This is a genomic window from Arthrobacter sp. 05L428, from assembly GCF_056397665.1.
Genome location: NZ_JBFTNW010000004.1, coordinates 75,933 through 96,788 on the forward strand (window position 1 = coordinate 75,933; position 20,856 = coordinate 96,788).

Sequence of the window (20,856 nt, forward strand, 5' to 3'; positions counted from 1 at the left end):
CGTCAGTCGGTGAACAGCCCGGCCAGATCCTCCGCCGTCAGTGCGCCGCCGGAGAGGGCGTCGCCTTCCATCACGTCGGCGAACAGCTGGGACTTCTTGGCCTTGAGCGCCATGACTTTTTCCTCGATGGTGTCCTTCGCCACCAGCCGGTAGACCATCACGTTGCGGGCCTGGCCGATCCGGTGCGTCCGGTCCACGGCCTGCGCTTCGGAGGCCGGGTTCCACCACGGATCCAGCAGGAACACATAATCCGCCTCGGTCAGGTTCAGGCCGAAGCCGCCTGCCTTGAGGCTGATCAGGAACACCGGTGCGGCGCCGTTCTTGAACTCGTTGACGACGTCGGTGCGGTTGCGGGTGCTGCCGTCGAGGTAGCAGAACTCGATATTTTCCTCGATGAGCCGTTCGCGGACCTTGCCGAGGAAGCCGGTGAACTGGCTGAAGATCAGCGCGCGGTGGCCCTCGGCCACGAGGTCCTCCAACTGCTCGAACAACACGTCCAGCTTGCTGGAGCGCACCCCCGAGAGCGAGGGGTCGATCAGGGACGGGTCCAGGCTGAGCTGCCGCAGCAGGGTCAGCGACTGGAAGATCGTGAAACGGTTCTTGTTGACGTCCTCGATCAGGCCCAGGATCTTCTGCCGCTCGCGCTGCAGATGCGTCTGGTAGACCTTCTGGTGCCGCGGGTTCAGCACGACCTCGAGGACCTGCTCCTGCTTGGGCGGCAGGTCGTGGATGACCTGTTCCTTGGTGCGGCGCATCATCAGCGGCCGGACCCGGCGCCTGAGCTTCTCCAGCTGTGCCCGGTCCCCGTTCTTCTCCACGGGCTTCTGGTAGTACTCGGCGAAGCGCTTGGGGCTGGAGAAGAGTCCCGGCGCCACGATCGAGGTCAGCGCCCAGAACTCCATCAGGTTGTTCTCCAGCGGTGTGCCGGTGATCGCCAGCTTGAAGGCGGCCGGGAGCTTCCGGGCGCACTGGTAGGCCTTGGATTGGTGGTTCTTTACGAACTGCGCCTCGTCGAGCACCAGCCCCGCCCACTGCCGGGAGGCGTAGGCCTCGTAGTCGATCCGGAACAGCGCGTAGGAGGTGATCACGATGTCGGCCCCGGCCATTGCCTCGGCCGGCACCGAGCCGCTTTTCGCGAAGGTCTCGCTGATGGCCCGCACCGTCAGGCCCGGCGCGAACCGCGCGGTTTCAGCCTGCCAGTTGCCGACCACACTGGTGGGCGCGACCACCAGGAAGGGCGCCCCGCCGGGTGCGCCGCCGGGCGGGCTGACGACGACGTCGGCCGCGGCCCCGGGGGCGACAGTGGCGGCGACGGCGGACGCGGCGGTCTCGGCGGCGGCGACCTTGGCGGCGCAGATCAGCGCCAGCGCCTGGACGGTCTTGCCCAGGCCCATGTCATCGGCCAGGACGCCGCCGAGCCCGTGGCGGTAGAGGAAGCTGAGCCAGTTGAAGCCCTCGAGCTGGTACGGGCGCAGCTCGGCGTCCAGGGTGTCGGGCAGCGGCAGGCCCTTGACGCCGCCCTCGAGCAGCCCGCCGACGGCCTCGCGCCACGCGGCGGCCTGTTCGTCGACGATGCCCAGCTGTGCCAGCTCGTCCCAGAGCCCGGCCTGGAACCGGCTGATCTGCAGCGGCGCGTCCTTGTTGTCCTGCAGTTCCCGCGCCTCTTCGATCAGGGCGCGCAGCTGGTGCAGCTCGGGCAGGTCCAGGGAGAAGTACGCGCCGCTGGGCAGCAGCATCTTGGTTTGGCCCGACGCCAGGGCGGAGAAAACGGCGGCGAAGGACACCGGCTGGCCCTCGAGCGAAATCTGGATGCCCAGGTCGAACCAGTCCCGCTGGTCGGTGGCCTTGGTGGAGATCGACACCACCGGGGCTTCCTCGGCCTCGCGGTAGTCGGCAATCTCGCCGGCCGTGTCCACGGAAACTTCCGAAAGCTCGCGCAGCTTAGGGAGGACCTCCTCCGTGAAGGCGAGGGTGTCCAGGCCGCTGAGCTCCGCGGACGCCGCCAGCCGCGGAGTGCCCCAGCCTCCGGTAGCCGATTCGCCGAGCTTCGGCACCATGTCCCACGGCTGGCCCACGGTTTCCAGGATGCGGGCCTCGGCGGTGTCGTCGCGGTAGCCGTGGTCGCCGGGGTGCCGCCACAGCGGCTGGGCCGTGACCAGGGTTCCGGCCTTGTAGTGCCACTCCCAGTGCAGCCGGACCCGGTGGTCTGCGCCGTAGTTGGCCAGCAGGGACAGGGTGGGGACGGCCAGGGCGGGCAGCTCGACGGATTCGTCGGAGGCGGTCACCCGGGCGGTCTGCTTGAGCTTGGGATAGAACCCGGTGAGGAAGCGCCCCTCGTCCCGGGACGGAATATGCAGCGTGGTGCCGGCGGTGACGAAGGTCAGGAGTTCCTCGCTGAGTCCGGCCTCCAGGGGTGCGAGGGTGATCGCGGAGTCGCCCGGGGCGACGCCGGGCAGCGCGTCGGCGCCGGAGGTCAGGAAGATGCCGTGGGCCGGGCGGCCGATGGTCCCGACCGATGCCGGATCCACCACCGCGCCCTCGACGGTGATCGTCGGTGCGAGCGCCAGCCCGCCGCCGTCGGCCTCCTCGGCGCCGAGCCGGGTCAGGTTGAGTCCGACGGCGGCTGGCTCGTCGGCCAGCCGTACGGGTTCGTCGCCCCGGCCGTGGACCAGGGCGAGGCCGATCTTCCGGGCCTCGGCCAGCAGGCTCCAGAGGTTCTTGCCGGCGTAAGTGTTCAGTCCCAGCCAGGGCGCGGTGCCGGCGTGCTGTCGGTTGGCCAGGGCCGTGTGCGAGGCGAGGAATTCCTGCATCCACTCCACGTGGGCTTCGTTGCATTCGCGCCGGTAGTTCAGGTAGCTCAGGGTGTTCCAGGAGACGTCGCCCCGGATCCACTTGCCCTTGGCCCCCATGATGACGGGCCGGGCCTTGAGCTGGCGGACGCTGCGCAGCGGGTCCCGGCGGCCCGTGTAGGAGAAGTGTGGGGCCGGTTCCTCGATCTCGAACTGCAGTGCCAGCGGCACGCCGTTGGTCGACTGGGTGATCCCAGGCCGGGCGATTAGCGGGCTCAGGGCCTGCTCCCAGTCCGGCAGGTCCAGCGCCGAGGGCTGGCGCGACAGCCGGGAGGATTCCGCGGGCGCGAGCAGCTGGACGCGGGTCGCCGGGTTGTCCTCGGCGGCAAACAGCAGGGCCGCCACGTGCTTGCAGTCCTTGCGCACCGGGCAGCTGCAGACACCGACGGTGCAGCTCCAGCCGCCGCCCTTGCGGACCAGCTTCGCCGTCGTCGAATACGGCACGTCCGCGCCGCCGCGGACCTTGCCCAGCATCAGCCCGGTGGCGGCGTCGAAGGAAATCCCGGAAACCCGGCTCCCCATGGCGTAAGCAAGTCCGGCCGCGAGGGAGCGGTCGTTGATTGCGGGGGTCTGTATTGCCAGTGCCGCACTCTCGTCCGGATGGGATGGCATGTGCGCACTACTTCCAGCAGTTGGTCATCTGATCCATCTTAGCCAGCCTGGCGGTGCCCGGAAACTTCGCCTGACGTTCACCTCGCGCTCGGACGCCCCGGAACCGGGCGGGCCTACCGTGGAAGGGACCGGAGCAGCGCCCGCCACCACCGTGAGGATCCCCATGAGCACCAGCCTGACCCAGAGCCCGACCGCCACCAGCCATGCCCCGGTGCTGACCAGGGAGAGCCTCAACGGCGGCAACGTGGACATCGTGGACAACAACGTCGACGTCGTCAACGCCATGTACGCGGAACTGCTGGATGCCGAGGAAATCGCGGCCAACGCCTTGCGCAGCTATTACGTGGACTTCTATCTGACGCAGTCGCTCGGCGGCGGCTTCGCCCAGTACGTCTTCACCGTGCCGGAGCGCGAGGAGATCGACGAGTACGTCCGCGAAGGGCTGGCCGGCATGGGCGCCGCCGCGCACCTGGACCTGTTCAACCGCAGCGTGGCTGCCTATGACTCGCTCTCGGAGGAGGAAGCGGAGGCCTATCTCGACGGCGACGCCGAGCTGGGTGGTGAAGACGGCGGTGCGGCGGCGGTACCCGAGGCGGTCCAGCTCCTGGAGCAGCTCGACGACGAATTCGAGCCGCTGCTGGAAACCGAGGACATTGTCGCGCTCAATGCCGCCTGGCTCCGCGGCCAGCCGGACCTGCTGGTCCTGGACGAGGACGAACTCGACCGGCACATCCACGAGCGGGTGTCCCGGATCCCGAACCTGTCGGAGCGTCAGGCAGCAGCGGCCGAGGAGGAACTCAGCAGCGCGCCGGAGTTTGAGCTGATCATCCGGGAGCTCTGCGAGGTGGCCGGACACACCTTGCTCAAGATCACCATGGGCGACCCGAACCATGACCACAACGGCGAACGCGTCCTGGCCTGGCACTTCACCACGGACCAGGGCGAGTTCCTCATGCTGGAGGACGACGAGGAGGCGTACATGATCCACCCGGAGACCCGGGAGATCGTGGCCGCCGTCGAGTTCGAGGACGAGTCCGACGACGGCCTCGCGTCCGGGGCCTAGTAGCCGCCGCCAGCGGCGGAAGTGATCATTTCACCGGCTGGGTTGACGAGGTACCAAACGTTCCCGACGCCCTGGCCGGTGGTGTCACCGGGCGCCCGGTCCTTGGCATAGTAGTACAAGGGCATCCCGTTAATGGTCAGTTGCTTCTTGCCGTCCGGCGTGGGGATGGTGCCCACCTTGCCGGTGACGCCTTCCGCCGCCGGTGCGTCGGAGCCGGCAAGCACCGGCGGCCAGGCGGCGATGCAGGAACCGGTGCAGGCACTCGTGCCGGAGTCCTTGGTGTCCTTGGTGAAGAGGTAGACGCTCATGCCCTTGGCGTCCACGACCACCTGCCCGGCGCTGGTCGCGGCAGTCTTAAGCTCAGCGGCCGACGCCGGGGCGCTGGACCCGGAGGTGCCGGTCGCCGAAGTTGCCGGCGCCGGGGAGGCAGCCGCTGTGGTGGCGGAGGCCGCCGTTGTGCCGGCAGCCGGCGCCGGCGTCGTGGTCCCGCTGCCCCCAGCGCAGCCGGAAACGACGACGGCAAGAGCGAGGGCAGACAGGGTGGCGCCGAAGTGCTTTGTCATTGTTGGCTCCTAGGCTAGGTGCCGGCCATCTCGCTGTCCGGCTAGCTGTTACGACGGCGGCGGGTGAAGAATGGTTCAAGGGTGTTCCGTTGAACTTTCGGGCCGGCGTGTACGTCCTAGTGGGGCAGAGGGACCAAGCCCGGGAGGTGCCGCATGCCGCTGGATGAAGACGTGGTGGCCGCGATCTATCGCGAGCACGGAACGGCGCTGCGGCGGTTCGTCCTGGGCGCGTGCCACGACCCGCAGCTGGCGGACGACGTCGTGCAGGAAACGGTGCTGCGCGTCTGGCAGCAGGCGCCGCAGATCACCGGCAGCCTGCGCAGCTATCTATTCCGGACCGCCCGCAACATCATGATCGACAACTACCGCAAGGCCCAGCGCCGGCCGCGGGAGGCCGCCGAGCGTGAGGTCGCCGACCCTGCGGGCGCCGCGGAACGCGTCGATGAGCTGCTCAACCGGGTCCTGATGGAGGAGGCGTTGCTGCGCCTCAGTGCCGAGCACCGGGACGTCCTGGTCGCCCTCCACTACCGCCGCTTCACCGTCCAGGAAGCCGCCGCGCACCTGAACATTCCAGCCGGTACGGTGAAGTCCCGGGCCTTTTACGCGGTGCGGGCCCTGCGGACGATCCTCGACGAAATGGGGGTGCAGCAGTGAACGGAACCGAACTCCACCAGCTGCTTGGCGCGTATCTGCTCGGCGGCCTGGAACCCGGTGAGGCTGCGGCTTTCGAACGGCATCTGGCCGATTGCCGGGACTGCCGCACGGCCCTCGACGAACTCGCCAGCCTCCCGGCGCTGCTCGACGCCGTCCCCGTGCCCGACGCCGTCGCGCTCACCACACTCACGCGGCCCGCCCCGGCCGCCGAGGCTGCTCCGGTGTCCGTCCCTCGGGGGCTGCTGGCCGCGCTCGCGGCCCGCCGGCGGAAGGCGCGACGGCTGTGGTCGGCGGCGCTGGCGGCGGTTGCCGCGGCCTGTCTGGCGGTAGGTTTCCTGGCCGGGCCGCTGCTGGCACAGCAGCCCCAGCCGGACGCCAGTTATTCCGTGGCGGCCGGCAACGGGCCGCAGTTCACCGTCGGCCTCGTGAAGAAAACGTGGGGCACCGAGTTGGCAGTCGATGGCAGGAGCATGCCAGTGGACGGCACCCTCTCGCTCTGGGTGAAGGGCCGCGACGGCGGCGAGGACCGGGCGTGCGCCTGGACGGCCACCCCCAGCGGCAAGGTGCGCATCACCGGGGCCACGCCGCTGCAGCTGGCCAGCATCGCCAGCATCGAGATGCGTAACGGCCAGCAGCAGACCGTCGCGGTCATCACCGTGCCGCCGCGGTAGGGAAGCCCCTACATCCGGGCGAGCCGGGCCCGGACGGCCAGGAAGATGCCGTAGCAGATCAGGCCCGCGCCGACGGCGGCGAGCATGTACATCCCGAGCGGCTGCTCGCGCAGGGCCTTCAGCCCGCCGTCGAGCCCGGTTGATTCCGCCGGGTTAGCCTTCACGGTGGCGATGACTATCAGCAGCCCGGTCAACAGCAGGGCCACACCCTTGGCGGCATAGCCGGCGACACCGGCGACGGTCACCGCGGTGCGGGTGTGCTCGTTGGCGGGCAGGCGCAGGTACTTGAGGAACGATTTCCGGAAGCCACGGATGGCGTAGACGACGCCGGTGACCGCGATGGCAGCGCCGATGACGATCAGCAGCAGCACGCCGGCCGGGGCCTTCATGAGCTGGACCGTGAGGTCGCTGGTGGAGCGGCGGTGGTCTGCGTGGGCCCCGAGGGCCACGGACGCCAGCGTGAGCCCGAACCCGGCATAGACCACGGCCTGGAGGGCGGCCTTGAGCTTCTTGCCGACCTTGTCCTTGGTGGGCAGGCGGTTGAAGTCGAACACCGCGTCGCTGGTCTGCCAGATGGCCAGGGCGACGCAGGCCGCGAAGGCGCTCCACAGCAGCGCCGGTCCAGCCGGCTGCTTGGCGAGTTCCTCAACGGCGCCGCTGACATCAGCCTGCCCCTGCCCGCCCATCGCGAGCCGGATCGCGACGAGCCCGATCAGGAAGTGCAGGACGCCGGAAACGGCGAACCCTGCCCGTGCCGCGTACTCGAGTGGCTTGGAGTTGGTGACGTCCTCGGCGACTTCCGCGGCGTCCTTAAGTTCTTTTTTGATGATCGGTCCTTCGCGTCTTCTGGCTCGGCCGGCGCCTTCGTGCCGCCGCTAGCCATGCATCTTCGGTAATCGTGCCACGGGAACCTGCTGCGCAACAGCACTTGTGCCACGCCGGCCGCTGTCCCGGCACCGGGACCGGGCGGGTGCGTGTGTCAGCGGCGCCGGTAGCAGAGGTCGAAGATCAGCCGGCCCGCTTCGTGGGCTTTGTTCTCGAAGCTCGTCAGGATCCGGCCCTCGAACCGAGGCGCCCAGCCGCCGGTCTCGTCGACGCCTTCGTTGGGCCCGGTGTGTTCGGTGCTGACCGGCGCGCGGCCCTCCTTGACCGGGGCCCCGCCCACAACGGACTCCACCCCGGACTCCCAGACCTGCGTGAGCGGGCTGTCAGCGCCGCTGCGCTCGCCCTCGTGCAGGTTCTCGAAGTCGGCGGAGCCGGCCAGGACCTCGCGTACGTGCACGGCGTAGTTGGACCAGTCGGTCGCGATCCGCCAGATACCGCCGGGCTTGAGCGCCCGGGCCGCGAGCTCGGCGAAGGCCGGCTGGATAAGGCGCCGCTTGTGGTGCCGCGACTTGTGCCAGGGGTCGGGAAAGAAGACCCAGAGCTCGGTGACCGAGCCCGCCGGGAGCATGGTGGCAAGCACCTCGGGGGCGTTGGCCTCCACCACCCGGACGTTGCTCAGCCCGCGGCTGTTGATCTTGATGAGGGTGTTGGCCAGGCCCGGGGTGTAGACCTCCACGGCCAGGAAGTCCTTGTCCGGGTTCTCCTCGGCCGCGTGGCAGACGGCGTCGCCCAGCCCCGAGCCGATCTCGACAATCAAGGGAGCCGTCCGGCCGAACTCGGCCTCGGCGTCGAACACGTAAGCGGGGTGCACGGACGTGTTGGCGATGTGCCGGGGGACCTCCACCGCCCACCGGTCCGAGTGCTCTTCCCACGCGGCCTGGCGGCGTCCCTGTAGGCGGGTGCCGCGGCGTACGAAGCTGACCGGCCGGCCGCCGTAGGTGCCGAACGATGCCTGGCTGCCGGGAGTAACCGGGCGGGGAGGCTGCGGCGTCTGGGGGGATTCTGGGGATTCGCTCATCACTCCCAGAATAGTGGAGTTCGCGCAGGCCCGACGGACCGGGGAACCACCATACGGCCACGCGGAGGACGGTCCGGGCGTCCATGCGTCGCTCCGCCATTCTTTCGAAGCGGCGCCCCGCGCCTGCCAGAATGGGTCGGTGACGACACCTGGAAACGCACCCGTGCCCGCCCGCACCGCTGCCGGCGGCCACCCGCACCAGCGGCTGGATCCCCTGGTGGACGCGGAGATAGACGACGTTCCCGCCGCGGAGCCCACCCTACTCGGCAGCCGCCGCGCATTGGCCTATTTGGGCGTGTGCCTGGTGCTGATCGGACTGAACCTGCGCACCGTCTTCTCCAGTTTCGCCGCGGTCCTTCCGGAAGTGACGGCCGACGTCGGCCTGCCCGGCTGGGCCGTCGTCGCGCTGACCACGGCGCCGGTGACCCTGCTTGGTGTGTTCGCCCCGCTCGCGCCGCGGCTGGCCCGCCGGTTCGGGGCCGAACGGGTGCTGCTTGGAGCCATGGCCGTGCTGACCGCAGGCCTGCTGCTGCGCCCCCTGGACGTACCCGGCCTGGGCCACCTGCCTGCGCTCCTGGCCGGCACGGCGGCCTGCGGCGCTGCCATCTCGCTCTGCAATGTCCTGCTTCCGGGCCTCGTGAAGCGCGACTTCCCGCACCGGCTCGGCCTGATGGGCGGGCTCTACACCACCGCGATCTGCGCGTCCGCGGCCCTCGGCGCCGGCTTCACCTACCCGCTGTTCAGCGCGAGCGGCCAGTGGACGGCGGCGCTGTGGTTCTGGGCGCTGCCGGCCGGCGTCGTACTCCTGCTGTTCCTGCCGCTGGCGGCGGCCCAGCGCCACGGGCGGCACCAGATCGCGGCCAGCGGGATCAACGTGTGGCGCTCGGCGGTCGCCTGGCAGGTGACCGGGTTCATGGTGCTCCAGGCCATGATGTCCTTCAGCGTTTTCGCCTGGCTGGCGCCGATCCTGCGCGAGCGCGGGGTCGACGGCGGTACGGCCGGCCTGATCGTGTCCGCCTCGATCGTGCTGCAGATGCTCGGATCCCTGTTTGCCCCCGCCCTCGCCGCCCGGCTCCGGGACCAGCGCGCCATCAACACGGTGGTGGCGCTGATGACCGGCGGCGGCTTCGCCCTGAGCATCTTCGGCCCCCTGGACCTGGTCTGGGTGTGGACCGGGCTGCTGGGGTTGGGACAGGGCAGCCTCACCGCGGTGGCCCTGACCATGATCATGCTCCGCACCCGCGACGGCCACACCGCCGCCCACCTGTCCGGCATGATGCAGGGGGTGGGCTACGGCGTCGGCTCGGCCGGAACCCTGCTGGTCGGACAGTTGCACCAGGCCACCGGATCCTTCGCCGCGGCGGGCGTGCTCTTCCTGGTGGTCGGCTCGCTGGCCGCCGTGTTCGGGTACCGGGCCGGCAAGGATCGTTTCGTCGGCGACTGACGCAGGCCGGCCCTGGTGCGCCACCTCAGAGGGTGAGGTCCTTGCCCTTCGTTTCCGGGATGGTGAAGACGAAGACGGCGGAGATGGCGAGCAGCAGCACGGCGTAGACGTTGAACAGCTGCGGCATCTGCAGGCTGGTTCCGAGCCACTGCTGCAGGTAGGGCGCGGTGCCGCCGAACAGCGCCACACAGATCGAGTAGGGAACGCCGACGCCGACAGTGCGGATGCTCGTGGGGAACAGTTCGGCGTAGACGGCCGGAACGATCGCAGCGCTGGCGGCGATGAAGACCAGCATCACGGACATGCTGACGGCCAGCTGCCAGGCGGAGTCCTTGAGCAGCGCGGTCATCGGGAAGTGCATGATGCCTGCGCCGATCGCCCCGGCCCACAGGACCTTCTTGCGGCCGATCCGGTCTGAGAGCTTGCCCCAGAAGGGCAGTGCCGCGATGAAGACGATGTTGCCGATCACGCCGGCCCACAGGGCTTCGCCGCGGTCAATCTTCAGGGCCGTGGTGGCGTAGCTGGGGGCGACAACACCCCAGATGTAGTAGATCACCGTCAAGCCGACCGTTAATCCGATCACCTGCAGGGCCTGCTTGCGGTGGCGGACGATCTGCGGCCAGATCGGAGCGTGCTTCTCCGCCGAGGCTTCGCCGGCAAAGACGTCCGTTTCGTGCAGCCGGGACCGCATGATCAGCGCGTAGAGGCCCATGGCTGCGCCGACCAGGAACGGGATGCGCCAGCCCCACGCGTTCATCACTTCGGTGCTGAGGACCATGTTCAGCACGGCGCCCAGCAGGGTTCCGAACAGGATTCCCACCGTGCCGGAGGTGTAGATCAGGGTGGCCCAGAAGCCGCGGTGTTCCCTCGGCGCCATCTCGGACAGGTACGTCTGCGACGACGGCAGCTCGCCGCCGTGGGCCAGCCCCTGGACCAGGCGCGCCACCAGGAGCATGAGCGAGGCCCACGCGCCGACCGCAGCGAAGGTCGGCGCGATGCCGATCATCAGGCTGCCCACCGAGGCGAGCCCCACGGCCAGGGTCATCGAAGCCTTGCGGCCGATCCGGTCACCGATCCAGCCGAACAGGAAGCCGCCGAAGGGCCGCGCCACGAAGCCGACGGCGAAAATCGCCAGCGTCGACAGCACCGCCGAGGCGGGATCGGCCTTGCTGAAGAGCTGGCTGGCGATGAATGGCGTGAACGTGGCGTAGATGGCCCAGTCGTACCATTCGACGGCGTTGCCGATGCCGGTGCCGATGATTGTCTTGCGGGTGGAGGTCCGGGTTGCCGTCGGCATGGACGCGGTTGCTGTCATGGTCTTCTCCCTCAGGGGATGGGGCTAGGAAAGGGTGGAGCCGGCGGCCGTGGCCGCGGCGGGGGCGTTGGCTGCCGCAAGTGCGGCAAGCCGGGAAATGGCGAGCTCCGCGTAGAGCGCGGCACCGTCGGCCAGCACACCGTCGTCGAACGTCGCGTACGGGGAGTGGTTGAACGCGGCGGTGGCGTGGTCGGCGTCGCGGGGGACGGCGCTCAGCCCGATGAAGGTGCCGGGGACCTCGGCGAGGACCCTCGAGAAGTCCTCGGAGCCGCTCAGCGGGGTGGCCCAGCGGGCGAGCCGGGAGTCGCCGAACAGGCCCTCGATGACGGTTTCCGCGGTGCGCGTCTCGTCCTCGTCGGTGATGGTGAGGGGGTATTCCTGCTGGTAGTCGACGTCGACGTCGAGGCCGTGCGCCGCGGCGATGCCCTTCAGCAGGCGCGGCACGGTGTCCATCATTTTCTGCCGGGACTGCTCGGAGAAGGTCCTGATGGTGGCCTCGATGCGCGCGGTTTCCGGGATGATGTTGCGCTTGGTGCCGGCCTGGAGCACCCCCACGGACAAGACAACGGGGTCGAACATGTTGAACTGGCGGGTGACCATGACCTGGAGGGCGGTGACCATTTCGGCGGCGGCCGTGACCGGGTCCTTGGCTGAATGCGGGGCCGAACCGTGGCCGCCGGCGCCGAGCACGGTGACCATCAGTCCGTCGGAGGAGCTGAGCATGACGCCCGGCTTGGTGCAGAAGGTGCCGTGCGGTTCCAGCGCGGAGAACACGTGCATGCCGTAGGCAGCGTCCACGCGCCGGCCAGCGGCATCTAGCACGCCCTCGCGGATCATGTGGCCGGCGCCGTCGAAGCCCTCCTCGCCGGGCTGGAACATCAGCACGACGTCGCCAGCCAGCCGGTGCCGCCGCTCGGCCAGGAGCGTTGCGGCGCCGGTGAGCATGGCGGTGTGAAGGTCGTGGCCGCAGGCGTGCATGGCGCCGTCGACCTTGGACGTGAAGTCCACGCCGGTTTTCTCCTGCACCGGCAGGCCGTCCATGTCCGCGCGCAGGAGTACCGCCGGTCGGGTATCCACGCCGTTCCCGGCCGCCTGGCCGCGCAGAACCGCGGTGATGGACGTCGTGTCCGTGCCGAGGGTGACCTCGTAGCCGAGCCCGTCGAGTGCCTGGAGCACCCTTTCTTGGGTGCGGGGCAGGGTCAGTCCGATCTCGGGCTCCTGGTGCAGCTCGTGGCGGAACCGGGCAAGGTCAGCCTGCATTTGCCGGGCGTCTGCGGTGATCGGCACGTGTTCTCCTATGTGGTGGGTTCGGCTTTCTCGTCTATTCTGAAGTGACGTGGTTCACAGGCGGCCAAAGGGCTGGAAATATGCAGGCACTGACCTGTATCACAGTTTTTGTGCATGAGTGAAGGAGTGAATGATGGAACTCAGCGAGGACGACCTCGCCCTGATCAACGTCCTGCAGATCGCGCCGCGCTTGAGCTGGGCGGATGCCGCGGAGGTGCTGGGCGTCCATGCCACCACCCTGGCCGCCCGCTGGGAACGGCTGCGGGCTTCCGGCGTCTCCTGGATTACCGCCCACCTGATCGGCGACCCCCATCAGATGTGCCTGGCGTTCGTTGCCGTAGATTGCGAAATGCACCGGCGCGCTGAAGTCACGGCCAGGCTCGCCAAGATGCCGGAAATCATCACGGTCGAGGAGGCGGCCAGCAACCGGGACCTGATGCTGACCGTTATCACGCCCTCCCTGGACGAGTTCAGCACGAAAGTGATCCAACGGCTGAAGGAGATTGACGGCTTGCTCAAATACCAGACCGCGCTGTGCACCAGGTTGCACGCAAGCGGCGGGTCCTGGCGGCTCAACGTGCTCAGCCGTGCACAGCAGGCCGCCGTGAAGGCAATGGCCGGCCCCGAGGCCACCGGCGTCGCCCCGACTGCCGCCAGGGAGAGCCTGCCGGCCAGCCACCTGGCGCTCCTGCCGTTCCTGGCCAAGGACGGCCGGGCGACGGCGGCGGAGATCGCGCGCGGACTGGGCAGGCACCCGGCCACCGTCCAGCGCCAGCTGAATCGGGTGCTCGCGAGCGGGATCCTGTCTTTCCGCTGCGAGGTCGCCCAGAGGTTTTCGGCTTTCCCCGTCACTTGCCAGTGGTTCGTCAACGTCCCGGCCGGCCGGCACGAGGCGGCGGCCGCCGAGCTGAAGACGATGCGGAATGTGCGGCTCAGCGCTTCCACCACAGGTCCCACCAACTTCGTGATCATCATGTGGCTGCAGTCCCTGGCGGATGTCATGGGCATCGAGTTGGCGCTTCAGGAGAAGGTGCCCGGGATCGAACTGGTCGAAAGCGTCGTCATGCTCAGCACGGTCAAACGGGTGGGCTGGATGCTGAATCCGGATTCCAGGGCGAGCGGCGCCGTGGTGGTTTCGGCCCAGGGGCTCGACGCGCCCGGGTGAGCATTTCGGTGATGGCCGGGGACCGTCCGGCGGGCTGGGCGCTCCGTCCCGGCTGGGGCACTCGCCCGGCACCCCTCTAGTAGGCTGTGGCACGTGCCTCAAATAGACCCTCCCGTACCGGGCACTGATACCGCCCCGGATACCGGCGGCATCTTCCACCGCCGCTACCTGCTGGTGACCCTGGGCGCCCTGGCCCTCGTCTTCCTGGCGGCCTTTGAATCGCTGGCGGTAACCACCATCATGCCGCTGGTCAGCCGCGAACTGGATGGCGCCAGCCTTTACGCCCTCGCATTCGCCGGGCCGCTGGCGACCGGCGTCATCGGGATGGTGGCCGCCGGGAACTGGTCGGACCGGCGCGGCCCGGTGGGCCCGCTCTATGCTTCCGTGGCGCTGTTCGTCCTGGGCCTGCTGATCGCCGGATCGGCCGGGACCATGGCCATGCTCCTGGCCGGAAGGCTGGTCCAGGGGCTCGGCGGCGGCGCGGTGACGGTGGCCCTCTACGTGGTGGTGGCCCGCGTCTATCCGCCCGTGCTGCACCCCAAGATCTTCGCCGCCTTCGCCGCGGCCTGGGTCATTCCTTCGCTGGTGGGCCCCTTCGCCGCCGGGCTGGTCGCCCAGTTGGCCAGCTGGCACTGGGTCTTCCTCGGTGTGGTGGGGCTGGTGGTGCCGGCCCTGCTGATGATCGTCCCGGCCCTGCGCGGACTCTCCGGCGGCGCCGAGGACGGCGCGGCGTCGCCCAGACCGTGGGACTACGGCCGGCTGGCCTGGGCCGGCCTCGCGGCGCTCGCCGTGCTGGGGCTGAACCTGTCCGTGGAGCTGCCGGCGGCCGGCTGGGTGCTGGCGGCGGCCGCCGTCGTCGTCGCGCTGGTGGCCGTCCGCCCCCTGGTGCCCAGCGGGACGCTGACGGCCCGCCGCGGCCTGCCCGCCGTCATCCTCGCCCGCGGGCTCGCGTCCGCGGCGTTCTTCGGCGCCGAGGTGTACCTGCCCTACCTGCTGGTGGAGCGCTATGTCTTCTCGCCCACCTTCGCCGGCCTGACCCTCACCGGCGGAGCGCTCGCCTGGGCCGCGGCCTCCGCGATCCAGGGCCGGCTCGGGGCCAGGCTGGACCACCGCCGCGCGATCAGGATCGGCTCGGCGCTGGTCCTCGGCGCCGTGCTGCTGGCGCTGGCGACCACGCTCCTGGCGTGGCCGGCCGCCGTCGCGATCACCGGCTGGATCTTCGCCGGCGGCGGGATGGGGCTGATGTATCCGCGGCTGAGTGTGATGACCCTGGCGCTGTCCACGAAGGACACCGAGGGCTTCAACAGCTCGGCAATGTCCATCTCCGACTCCCTCGGCGGCGCCCTGGCGCTGGCCGCGACGGGGATCGTCTTCGCGGCGTTCACGACGGCGGCCGGCACCGGCGTCGCGCCCTTCGCGGGGGTCTTCGCGCTTACTGCGGCGATCGGCGTGGCGGGCGTGGCGGTCGCTCCCCGGGTGTCCGGATCCGGGCGAGCCTAGGCGCCGCAGGCCCGCCCAACTGACTCGCAATAGTTGTCGTTATGAGCGCGCAAAACGACAACAACTGCGAGCTAGTTGGGAGGCCCTGAAAACGGGAGGGCACGCGCAGATGCTAGACTGGAGGAACTTGATGTGCAGTGATGCCCACTTTGGATTCGGTTCGGTCAGCCTCGGTTCACCGGCCGGATCCCCTGCAGGATTCCTCCGGACTCCAAATGCAGGCCGTGGGCTTTATTCATGTGAGAGGCACATCCTGCGTCGATGAACGCGTTCTATTTGGTCCCGGCGGCCTGCAAAACTTTGCAAGCGGCCCGGTTGATCACCTGACTTTTCTTCGGCGAACCCCTGGGCCAACCGGCACCGGGGGCCGATATCCGCTTGGATACCGCCTGAAAGACCTTTGAAACACATGACTACTTTTGCTGCCCTCGGCACGCCCAAGGCCCTCGCCGACACCCTCACCGCCCAGGGGATCGTTGAACCGTTCCCCATCCAGGTCAAGACGCTCCCGGACACCCTGGCCGGACGCGACGTCCTGGGCCGCGGCCGTACCGGCTCCGGCAAGACCATCGCCTTCGCCATTCCGCTGGTGGCACGGCTCGCCGAGCGGGAAGCCGCGCACTTCCGCAAGCCCGGCCGCCCGATGGGCCTGGTCCTGGCGCCCACCCGCGAGCTGGCCACCCAGATCAACGCGACCATCGAGCCGATGGCCAAGGCCATGGGCCTGACCACTACCGTCATTTTCGGCGGCATCTCCCAGGCCCGCCAGGAAAAGGCGCTGCGCTCCGGCGTGGACATTGTCATCGCCTGCCCGGGCCGCCTGGAGGACCTGATCCGCCAGCGCATCCTGACCCTCGAAGCCGTCGAGATCACCGTCCTGGACGAGGCAGACCACATGGCCGACCTCGGCTTCCTCCCGGTGGTCAAGAAGCTCATGGACATGACCCCCAGCCAGGGCCAGCGGCTGCTCTTCTCCGCCACCCTGGACAACGGCGTGGACAAGATCGTGCAGCGCTACCTCTCCAACCCGCTGACCCACGCCGTGGACGAATCACAGGCTGCGGTCACCACCATGGAGCACCACGTCCTGGTCGTCAACGACCAGACCGTCAAGAAGCAGCTGATCGTCGAGCTCGCCTCGGGCGCCGGCCGCCGGGTGCTCTTCATGCGCACCAAGCACCATGCCCGCAAGCTGGCCAAGACCCTGACCGACGCCGGCATCCCCGCGGTCGATCTGCACGGCAACCTCTCGCAGAACGCCCGTGACCGCAACCTCGCCGAGTTCTCCTCCGGCGACGTCCGCGTGCTGGTGGCCACCGACGTCGCCGCCCGCGGCGTCCACGTCGACGACGTCGAATTGGTCATCCACGTGGATCCGCCCACGGAGCACAAGGCGTACCTGCACCGCTCGGGCCGTACCGCCCGCGCCGGTTCCGACGGCACCGTGGTCACGCTGACCCTGCCGGAGCAGCAGTCCGACGTCAAGAAGCTGATGAAGGCTGCCGGCGTCGAGGTCAACTTCGAGCGCGTCACTGCCAACTCCCCGCTGGTTGCCGAGCTGGTCGGCGAGATGGCCGATAAGATCGATCCGCGCACCCGCGCCGCGCTGCTGGCCACCAAGGCCAAGCAGCAGGGCGGCGGCACCTCCACCGGTGCCAACGCCGAGCGCAAGCGCGCCCGCCGCACCACCCAGGCTGCACCCACCGCGGGTGGCCGTGGCGGCCGTGGCGGACGAGGACGCGTCGGAGCCGAGGCTCCCCGCACCGATCTTCCCCGTGCCGAGCGCCGCGCCGTGGCCTACGAAGGCCAGGCCGCTGCCCGCAACGCCGCAGAGCGCGTCGCGGAAAAGAACCAGGACCGGGCCGACGCCGAGCGCGCCGAGCGTCGCAACGCCCGGGGCCGTGGCCGCACCACGGCCTACGCGCACCACAACGATGTTCCCGCAGCCGGCGGCCGCGCCTCGGCTGGCCGTGGCTCGGACGGTCGCGCTGCGGAGGGTCGTAGCGACTCCCGCGGCGGTTCCGCACCCCGCACCGGTTCTGCACCGCGCACCGGCGGCGCACCCCGCGCCGGCGCAGGCCGTACCGGCGCCTCGACCGGCGGCCAGCGCGGCGGACGCCCCGCAACCGGCCAGCGTGCCGCGGCAGGCGCCAAGTCCGGCGGCTCCGCAGCGGTTTGGTCCTCCAACACCGGCGGCACCTCCGGCGGATCCTACGCAGGCGGCGGCAACGGCCGCTCCGGCGAAGGCCGTCCGGCCCGCAGCGGCGGACCCCGCCGCGCGTCGGCCCCGGCGTCGAACGAACGCCGCAGCCGCTAAGGTCGCTTGTGCGCTAGATAAAGTAGCTGATGACGCGCAAAATGCCGGTCGCTACGGGAATTCCCGCAGCGACCGGCATTATGCGCAGCGCAAGTCACAACCTCTAGCGCCAGTTACCAGCCGCGGGCGCGCCACTCTTCCAGGTGCGGGCGTTCCGCGCCCAGAGTGGTCGGCTTCCCGTGGCCCGGGTGCACCACGGTGTCGTCCGGATACACGTCGAACAGCCGCTCGCTGACATCCGTGAGCAGCTGGGCAAACCGCTCCGGATCCTGCTGTGTATTGCCCACTCCACCGGGGAACAGCGAGTCGCCGGAGAAGATGTGCGCCGGTCCCTCCGGGTCCTGGTACACGAATGCCACCGAACCCGGGGTGTGGCCGCGCAGGTGCACCGCCGTCACGTCGAACCCGTCGAAATTGCCGACGTCGCCGTGATCGAGCAGCACATCGACCTTCACCGGCAGTTCCGGGGCGTCATCCGTCCCGGCAGCCGTCTTCACCCCGGTCGCTTCCACCAGGCCCGGCAGCGCACGGACGTGGTCCCAGTGCTGGTGGGTGGTGGCGATCAGAGCAAGTTTCGGCGTCGCGGTGGTATCCGCGGCGGCGTCGGCCAGCAGCCCCTGGATGGCGGCCAGATCATCGGCCGCATCGATCAGGAGCTGCGCGCCGGACGCCTTGGCGGTGAGCAGGTACACGTTGTTGTCCATCTCGCTGACCGAAATCCGGCGGATGGTGATGTCACGAAGTGAATGAATGAGCGAGTCCATGGGCATTAGTCTAGGACGGCCTATTCGCGGCCCTGGGAGACCCAGTTGGGGTCTGCCGAGCGGGAGCCGACGACGGCGTCCGCGGCGGCGTCGAGCCTCTCCAGTTGCGCCGGGGTCAGGTCGAGCGACAGGGCGCCGAGGTTTTCATCAATCCGGGAGGCCTTGCGCGTCCCGGGGATCGGGACCACCGGCAGCCCCAGTTTCCGGCCCTGCGCGAGCAGCCAGGCCAGCGCCACCTGGGCCGGCGTCGCGGCGTGACCGGGGCTGCTGAGCTCCGCTGCGACCGACTGGACCGCGGCGACTACGGCCTGGTTGGCGTCCAACGCGGTCTCGGCGAAGCGCGGGATGTTCCGGCGGAAGTCGTTGCTGCCCAGCTTCGAGGCGTCGACTGTGCCGGTGAGGAATCCCCGGCCCAGCGGCGAGTAGGGCACAAAACCTACGCCAAGTTCGGCGGCGGCAGGAACAACGTTGCGTTCCACGTCGCGGCTCCAGATGGACCACTCGCTCTGGACTGCGGCGATCGGGTGGACGCTGCTGGCGTCCCGCAGTTCCTCGGCCGTCACTTCGGACAGTCCAAGGTGCCGCACCTTCCCGGCCTGCACCAGCTCCGCCATGGCCTCCACGGTTTCCACAATCGGAACGCGGAGGTCGCGGCGGTGCATGTAGTACAGGTCGATGGTGTCGGTGCCCAGGCGCTGCAGGCTGCGGTCGACCGCCTGCTTCACGTAGGCGGCGTCACCGCGGATGTCCGAGTAGCCGGTCGACGGGGTTCCCACCAGGCCGAACTTGGTGGCCAGCTGCACCTCGCCGCGGCGATCCTTGAGCAGCTGGGCGATCAGTTCCTCGTTGCTCCCGCCGCCGTAGATGTCCGCCGTGTCGATGAAGCTCACGCCCGCGTCCACCGCGTGGTGCAGGGTGGCCAGGGCCTCCGCAGGATCCACTTCCCCGTACACCGGGGTCAGGGCCATGCCGCCGAACCCCAGCGGGCTGACGCTGAGTCCGTCGCCGAGCTGGACTGTTGCTGAAGTCATCTTTGATCTCCTATCGCTGCCGGAATTTGCCGTCCCAGCCAAGAACCCCGGCAGGCGCGCGGCTATTCCGGCGCTCCCGCCCAGTTCATGCCGGCGGGCGGTCCGGAGCCGCGGCGTGTCGCCCGGGATTACCGCTCGGGGCACGCATTAACTGGGCGGGAGCGCCTAGGATGCCTAGGATTTCCCGGCCGGCAGCAGCTTCAGCCCGGCCGCGCAGCCCACAATTCCGGCAATAAACACCAGCTTCAGCGGGCTGGCGGGCTCGACGCCGGTCGCCATCGCCCAGCCGACCGTCAGGGCCGCGCCGATCCCCACCCAGACGGCGTAGGCGGTGCCCAGCGGGATGCGCTTCACCGCCAGGCCCAGCCCCACCATGCTCAGGGTGGCGGTCACGGCGAACACGAGCGTGGGCAGCGGCTGAGTGAAGCCGTCGGACAGTCCCAGGGCCGTGGCCCAGACAGCCTCCAGCACGGCGGAGGCGAGCAGGATCAGCCAGGCCAGCGTCGCCGCCGGTGCCTTTGCCGCCGCGGGTGTGCGGTCCGCTGCCATCACGCCACGACCTTCAGGCCGGCCACGCAGACAACAATTCCGCCGAGCAGCAGGATCCGACCGCGGGTTGCCGACTCCACTTTCGTGACCATCGCGTAGACGGCGGTCAGCACGACGCCGACGCCCACCCAGACGGCGTAGGCGGTGCCGGTCGGGATGGACTGCATGGCGATGGCGAGCCCGCCGGTGCTGGCCAGCACGGACACGAGGAAGACGGCGGCCGGCGCGATCCGGCCGCGGCCGGTGGCCTGCGAGGTCCGGTGCAGGGCTGCGGCCCACACGGCTTCCAGCGACCCGGAAAGGATGAGAATCAACCACGACATGACTGCTCCTGTGGCCAGTCTTGTCGCGTGCCGGGTACTGAACCGTCGTCCGGAGGCCGCCGAAGGAGGGGCCTTGATTCCAGCGTAGCAAGCTTAGATACCCGCGGCGCCGCTCCAGATACTGAAGCGTCGGCCCACCCCGAAGACCCGGCATCCCTCAGCGGCGACGGCGAGATCCCCGGCGTCGATATCGGACGCCGCGGACACGATTGCACGGCCGTCCTGGTTGACGAGAGTGGCGCGGTCCCCGATGCGCCTCAGCGCCGGCACTGCACCGCGTTCCAGGCGCTGAACGGTGACGTCCATGCCCACAATGCCTGCCACCGGGCCGTCCGGGCGGCAAAACACCGGGTGGGTGAAAGTCAGGACATTTTCGTCCGTGCAGAGGAAATCAACGTAGGGTCCCGTGACGTGTGGCTGGCCGGTTTCCACCGGAATTCGGAACCACTCGGCCCGCACGTAGCGGCTGATGGCGTTCGGGCTGAAATTGGCCAGGGCGTCCACATGCTCCATCTCGGTTCCCTGCCACCAAGCGATGTAGCTGCGCTCGGGACCAAGCAGCCCGGCATTGGCAAGGAAGCCGGCGCCCGCGGCGTAGCCCTCCGGGGTGCGAACCAGTCCCTCCACCACCGGCCGGATAAGCTTGTCCACCGCAGTTCCGGACACTTTGCCGTCCAGTGCCGCCAAGGCCGCACCTGCCTCCCGGGCCCAGACCGAGAGCCTCGACTCGATTTCGACGACGACGGCGTCCAGCTCGCACGCCGCGGCCCGGGCGGCGTCGTCGGTAGCGGCAGAATCGGCACCGCCGGAGCTGAAAGTGGAGCTATCCGTCATTGGGATCCTTCC

The 20,856-nt window shown here is 69.4% G+C and carries 18 protein-coding genes and 1 riboswitch; of the genes, 7 read left to right on the forward strand and 11 right to left on the reverse strand.

Annotated elements, in window-relative coordinates:
- Nucleotides 1-2: 2 nt before the first annotated feature.
- Nucleotides 3-3,461: a DEAD/DEAH box helicase gene (locus tag AC1DH3_RS10165; protein ID WP_476909225.1), complete on the reverse strand. Its 3,459-nt coding sequence runs from the start codon at nucleotides 3,459-3,461 to the stop codon at nucleotides 3-5.
- Between the two features lie 163 nt (nucleotides 3,462-3,624).
- Between AC1DH3_RS10165 and AC1DH3_RS10170 the strand changes: the two genes are divergently transcribed.
- Nucleotides 3,625-4,524, forward strand: coding sequence for a DMP19 family protein (locus tag AC1DH3_RS10170; protein WP_476909226.1), 900 nt, complete (start codon nucleotides 3,625-3,627; stop codon nucleotides 4,522-4,524).
- Here AC1DH3_RS10170 and AC1DH3_RS10175 read toward each other — a convergent pair.
- Nucleotides 4,521-5,087: a COG4315 family predicted lipoprotein gene (locus AC1DH3_RS10175; RefSeq protein WP_476909227.1), complete on the reverse strand. Its 567-nt coding sequence runs from the start codon at nucleotides 5,085-5,087 to the stop codon at nucleotides 4,521-4,523. The two genes, AC1DH3_RS10170 and AC1DH3_RS10175, sit on opposite strands and share 4 nt — an antisense overlap.
- Nucleotides 5,088-5,240: 153 nt before the next feature.
- Here AC1DH3_RS10175 and AC1DH3_RS10180 point away from each other — a divergent pair, with 153 nt between their 5' ends.
- Together AC1DH3_RS10180 and AC1DH3_RS10185 are read left to right on the forward strand one after the other, a co-directional pair.
- Nucleotides 5,241-5,741 (forward strand): sigma-70 family RNA polymerase sigma factor, encoded by a 501-nt coding sequence (locus AC1DH3_RS10180; protein WP_441416612.1) that lies wholly within the window; start codon nucleotides 5,241-5,243, stop codon nucleotides 5,739-5,741.
- Nucleotides 5,738-6,412, forward strand: a complete 675-nt coding sequence (locus AC1DH3_RS10185; protein ID WP_441416613.1) for an anti-sigma factor family protein — start codon at nucleotides 5,738-5,740, stop codon at nucleotides 6,410-6,412. Before AC1DH3_RS10180 ends, AC1DH3_RS10185 begins: the two co-directional genes overlap by 4 nt.
- 8 nt (nucleotides 6,413-6,420) lie before the next feature.
- On the opposite strand, the gene AC1DH3_RS10190 is transcribed toward AC1DH3_RS10185, so the two are convergent.
- A complete protein-coding gene (locus AC1DH3_RS10190) occupies nucleotides 6,421-7,239 on the reverse strand; it encodes a DUF1206 domain-containing protein (protein WP_441417822.1) in 819 nt (272 codons plus the stop codon).
- A 152-nt stretch (nucleotides 7,240-7,391) separates the two neighbouring features.
- Nucleotides 7,392-8,315: a tRNA (guanosine(46)-N7)-methyltransferase TrmB gene (gene trmB / locus AC1DH3_RS10195; protein WP_441416614.1), complete on the reverse strand. Its 924-nt coding sequence runs from the start codon at nucleotides 8,313-8,315 to the stop codon at nucleotides 7,392-7,394.
- Nucleotides 8,316-8,478: 163 nt separating this feature from the next.
- On the opposite strand from trmB, the gene AC1DH3_RS10200 reads away from it, so the two are divergent.
- On the forward strand, nucleotides 8,479-9,759 hold the full coding sequence (locus AC1DH3_RS10200) for an MFS transporter (protein WP_476892279.1): 1,281 nt from the start codon (nucleotides 8,479-8,481) through the stop codon (nucleotides 9,757-9,759).
- A gap of 25 nt (nucleotides 9,760-9,784) precedes the next feature.
- Here AC1DH3_RS10200 and AC1DH3_RS10205 read toward each other — a convergent pair whose 3' ends face one another.
- Nucleotides 9,785-11,074, reverse strand: a complete 1,290-nt coding sequence (locus AC1DH3_RS10205) for an MFS transporter (protein WP_476891911.1) — start codon at nucleotides 11,072-11,074, stop codon at nucleotides 9,785-9,787.
- A 24-nt stretch (nucleotides 11,075-11,098) separates the two neighbouring features.
- Entirely contained in the window at nucleotides 11,099-12,361 is a 1,263-nt protein-coding gene (locus AC1DH3_RS10210; RefSeq protein ID WP_476909228.1) for a M20 metallopeptidase family protein, read from the reverse strand.
- Nucleotides 12,362-12,494: 133 nt separating this feature from the next.
- Between AC1DH3_RS10210 and AC1DH3_RS10215 the strand changes: the two genes are divergently transcribed.
- The 3 genes from AC1DH3_RS10215 to AC1DH3_RS10225 all read left to right on the forward strand — a co-directional run bounded on the left by AC1DH3_RS10215 (nucleotide 12,495) and on the right by AC1DH3_RS10225 (nucleotide 17,343).
- On the forward strand, nucleotides 12,495-13,526 hold the full coding sequence (locus AC1DH3_RS10215) for an Lrp/AsnC family transcriptional regulator (protein ID WP_476909309.1): 1,032 nt from the start codon (nucleotides 12,495-12,497) through the stop codon (nucleotides 13,524-13,526).
- Between the two features lie 93 nt (nucleotides 13,527-13,619).
- The gene (locus tag AC1DH3_RS10220) at nucleotides 13,620-15,026 is read left to right on the forward strand and encodes an MFS transporter (protein WP_476909229.1); all 1,407 of its coding nucleotides are present in this window, start codon (nucleotides 13,620-13,622) and stop codon (nucleotides 15,024-15,026) included.
- Nucleotides 15,027-15,435: 409 nt separating this feature from the next.
- On the forward strand, nucleotides 15,436-17,343 hold the full coding sequence (locus AC1DH3_RS10225) for a DEAD/DEAH box helicase (protein WP_441416619.1): 1,908 nt from the start codon (nucleotides 15,436-15,438) through the stop codon (nucleotides 17,341-17,343).
- Nucleotides 17,344-17,456: 113 nt separating this feature from the next.
- Here the strand turns inward: AC1DH3_RS10225 and AC1DH3_RS10230 are convergent, their stop codons facing one another.
- The 5 genes from AC1DH3_RS10230 to AC1DH3_RS10250 form a co-directional block, all read right to left on the reverse strand.
- Nucleotides 17,457-18,107: an MBL fold metallo-hydrolase gene (locus tag AC1DH3_RS10230; RefSeq protein ID WP_441416620.1), complete on the reverse strand. Its 651-nt coding sequence runs from the start codon at nucleotides 18,105-18,107 to the stop codon at nucleotides 17,457-17,459.
- A gap of 20 nt (nucleotides 18,108-18,127) precedes the next feature.
- Entirely contained in the window at nucleotides 18,128-19,138 is a 1,011-nt protein-coding gene (locus tag AC1DH3_RS10235) for an aldo/keto reductase (protein ID WP_476891916.1), read from the reverse strand.
- Nucleotides 19,139-19,312: 174 nt separating this feature from the next.
- Complete coding sequence (locus AC1DH3_RS10240; protein ID WP_476909230.1) at nucleotides 19,313-19,687, reverse strand: DMT family transporter; 375 nt, start codon at nucleotides 19,685-19,687, stop codon at nucleotides 19,313-19,315.
- Nucleotides 19,687-20,010 carry a DMT family transporter gene (locus AC1DH3_RS10245; protein WP_441416622.1) on the reverse strand — a complete coding sequence of 108 codons (324 nt, stop codon included), beginning with the start codon at nucleotides 20,008-20,010 and terminating at the stop codon, nucleotides 19,687-19,689. Before AC1DH3_RS10245 ends, AC1DH3_RS10240 begins: the two co-directional genes overlap by 1 nt.
- A gap of 9 nt (nucleotides 20,011-20,019) precedes the next feature.
- Nucleotides 20,020-20,087, reverse strand: a riboswitch (guanidine-III (ykkC-III) riboswitch).
- Between the two features lie 16 nt (nucleotides 20,088-20,103).
- Nucleotides 20,104-20,844 carry a cache domain-containing protein gene (locus AC1DH3_RS10250; RefSeq protein WP_441416623.1) on the reverse strand — a complete coding sequence of 247 codons (741 nt, stop codon included), beginning with the start codon at nucleotides 20,842-20,844 and terminating at the stop codon, nucleotides 20,104-20,106.
- Nucleotides 20,845-20,856: the final 12 nt, after the last annotated feature.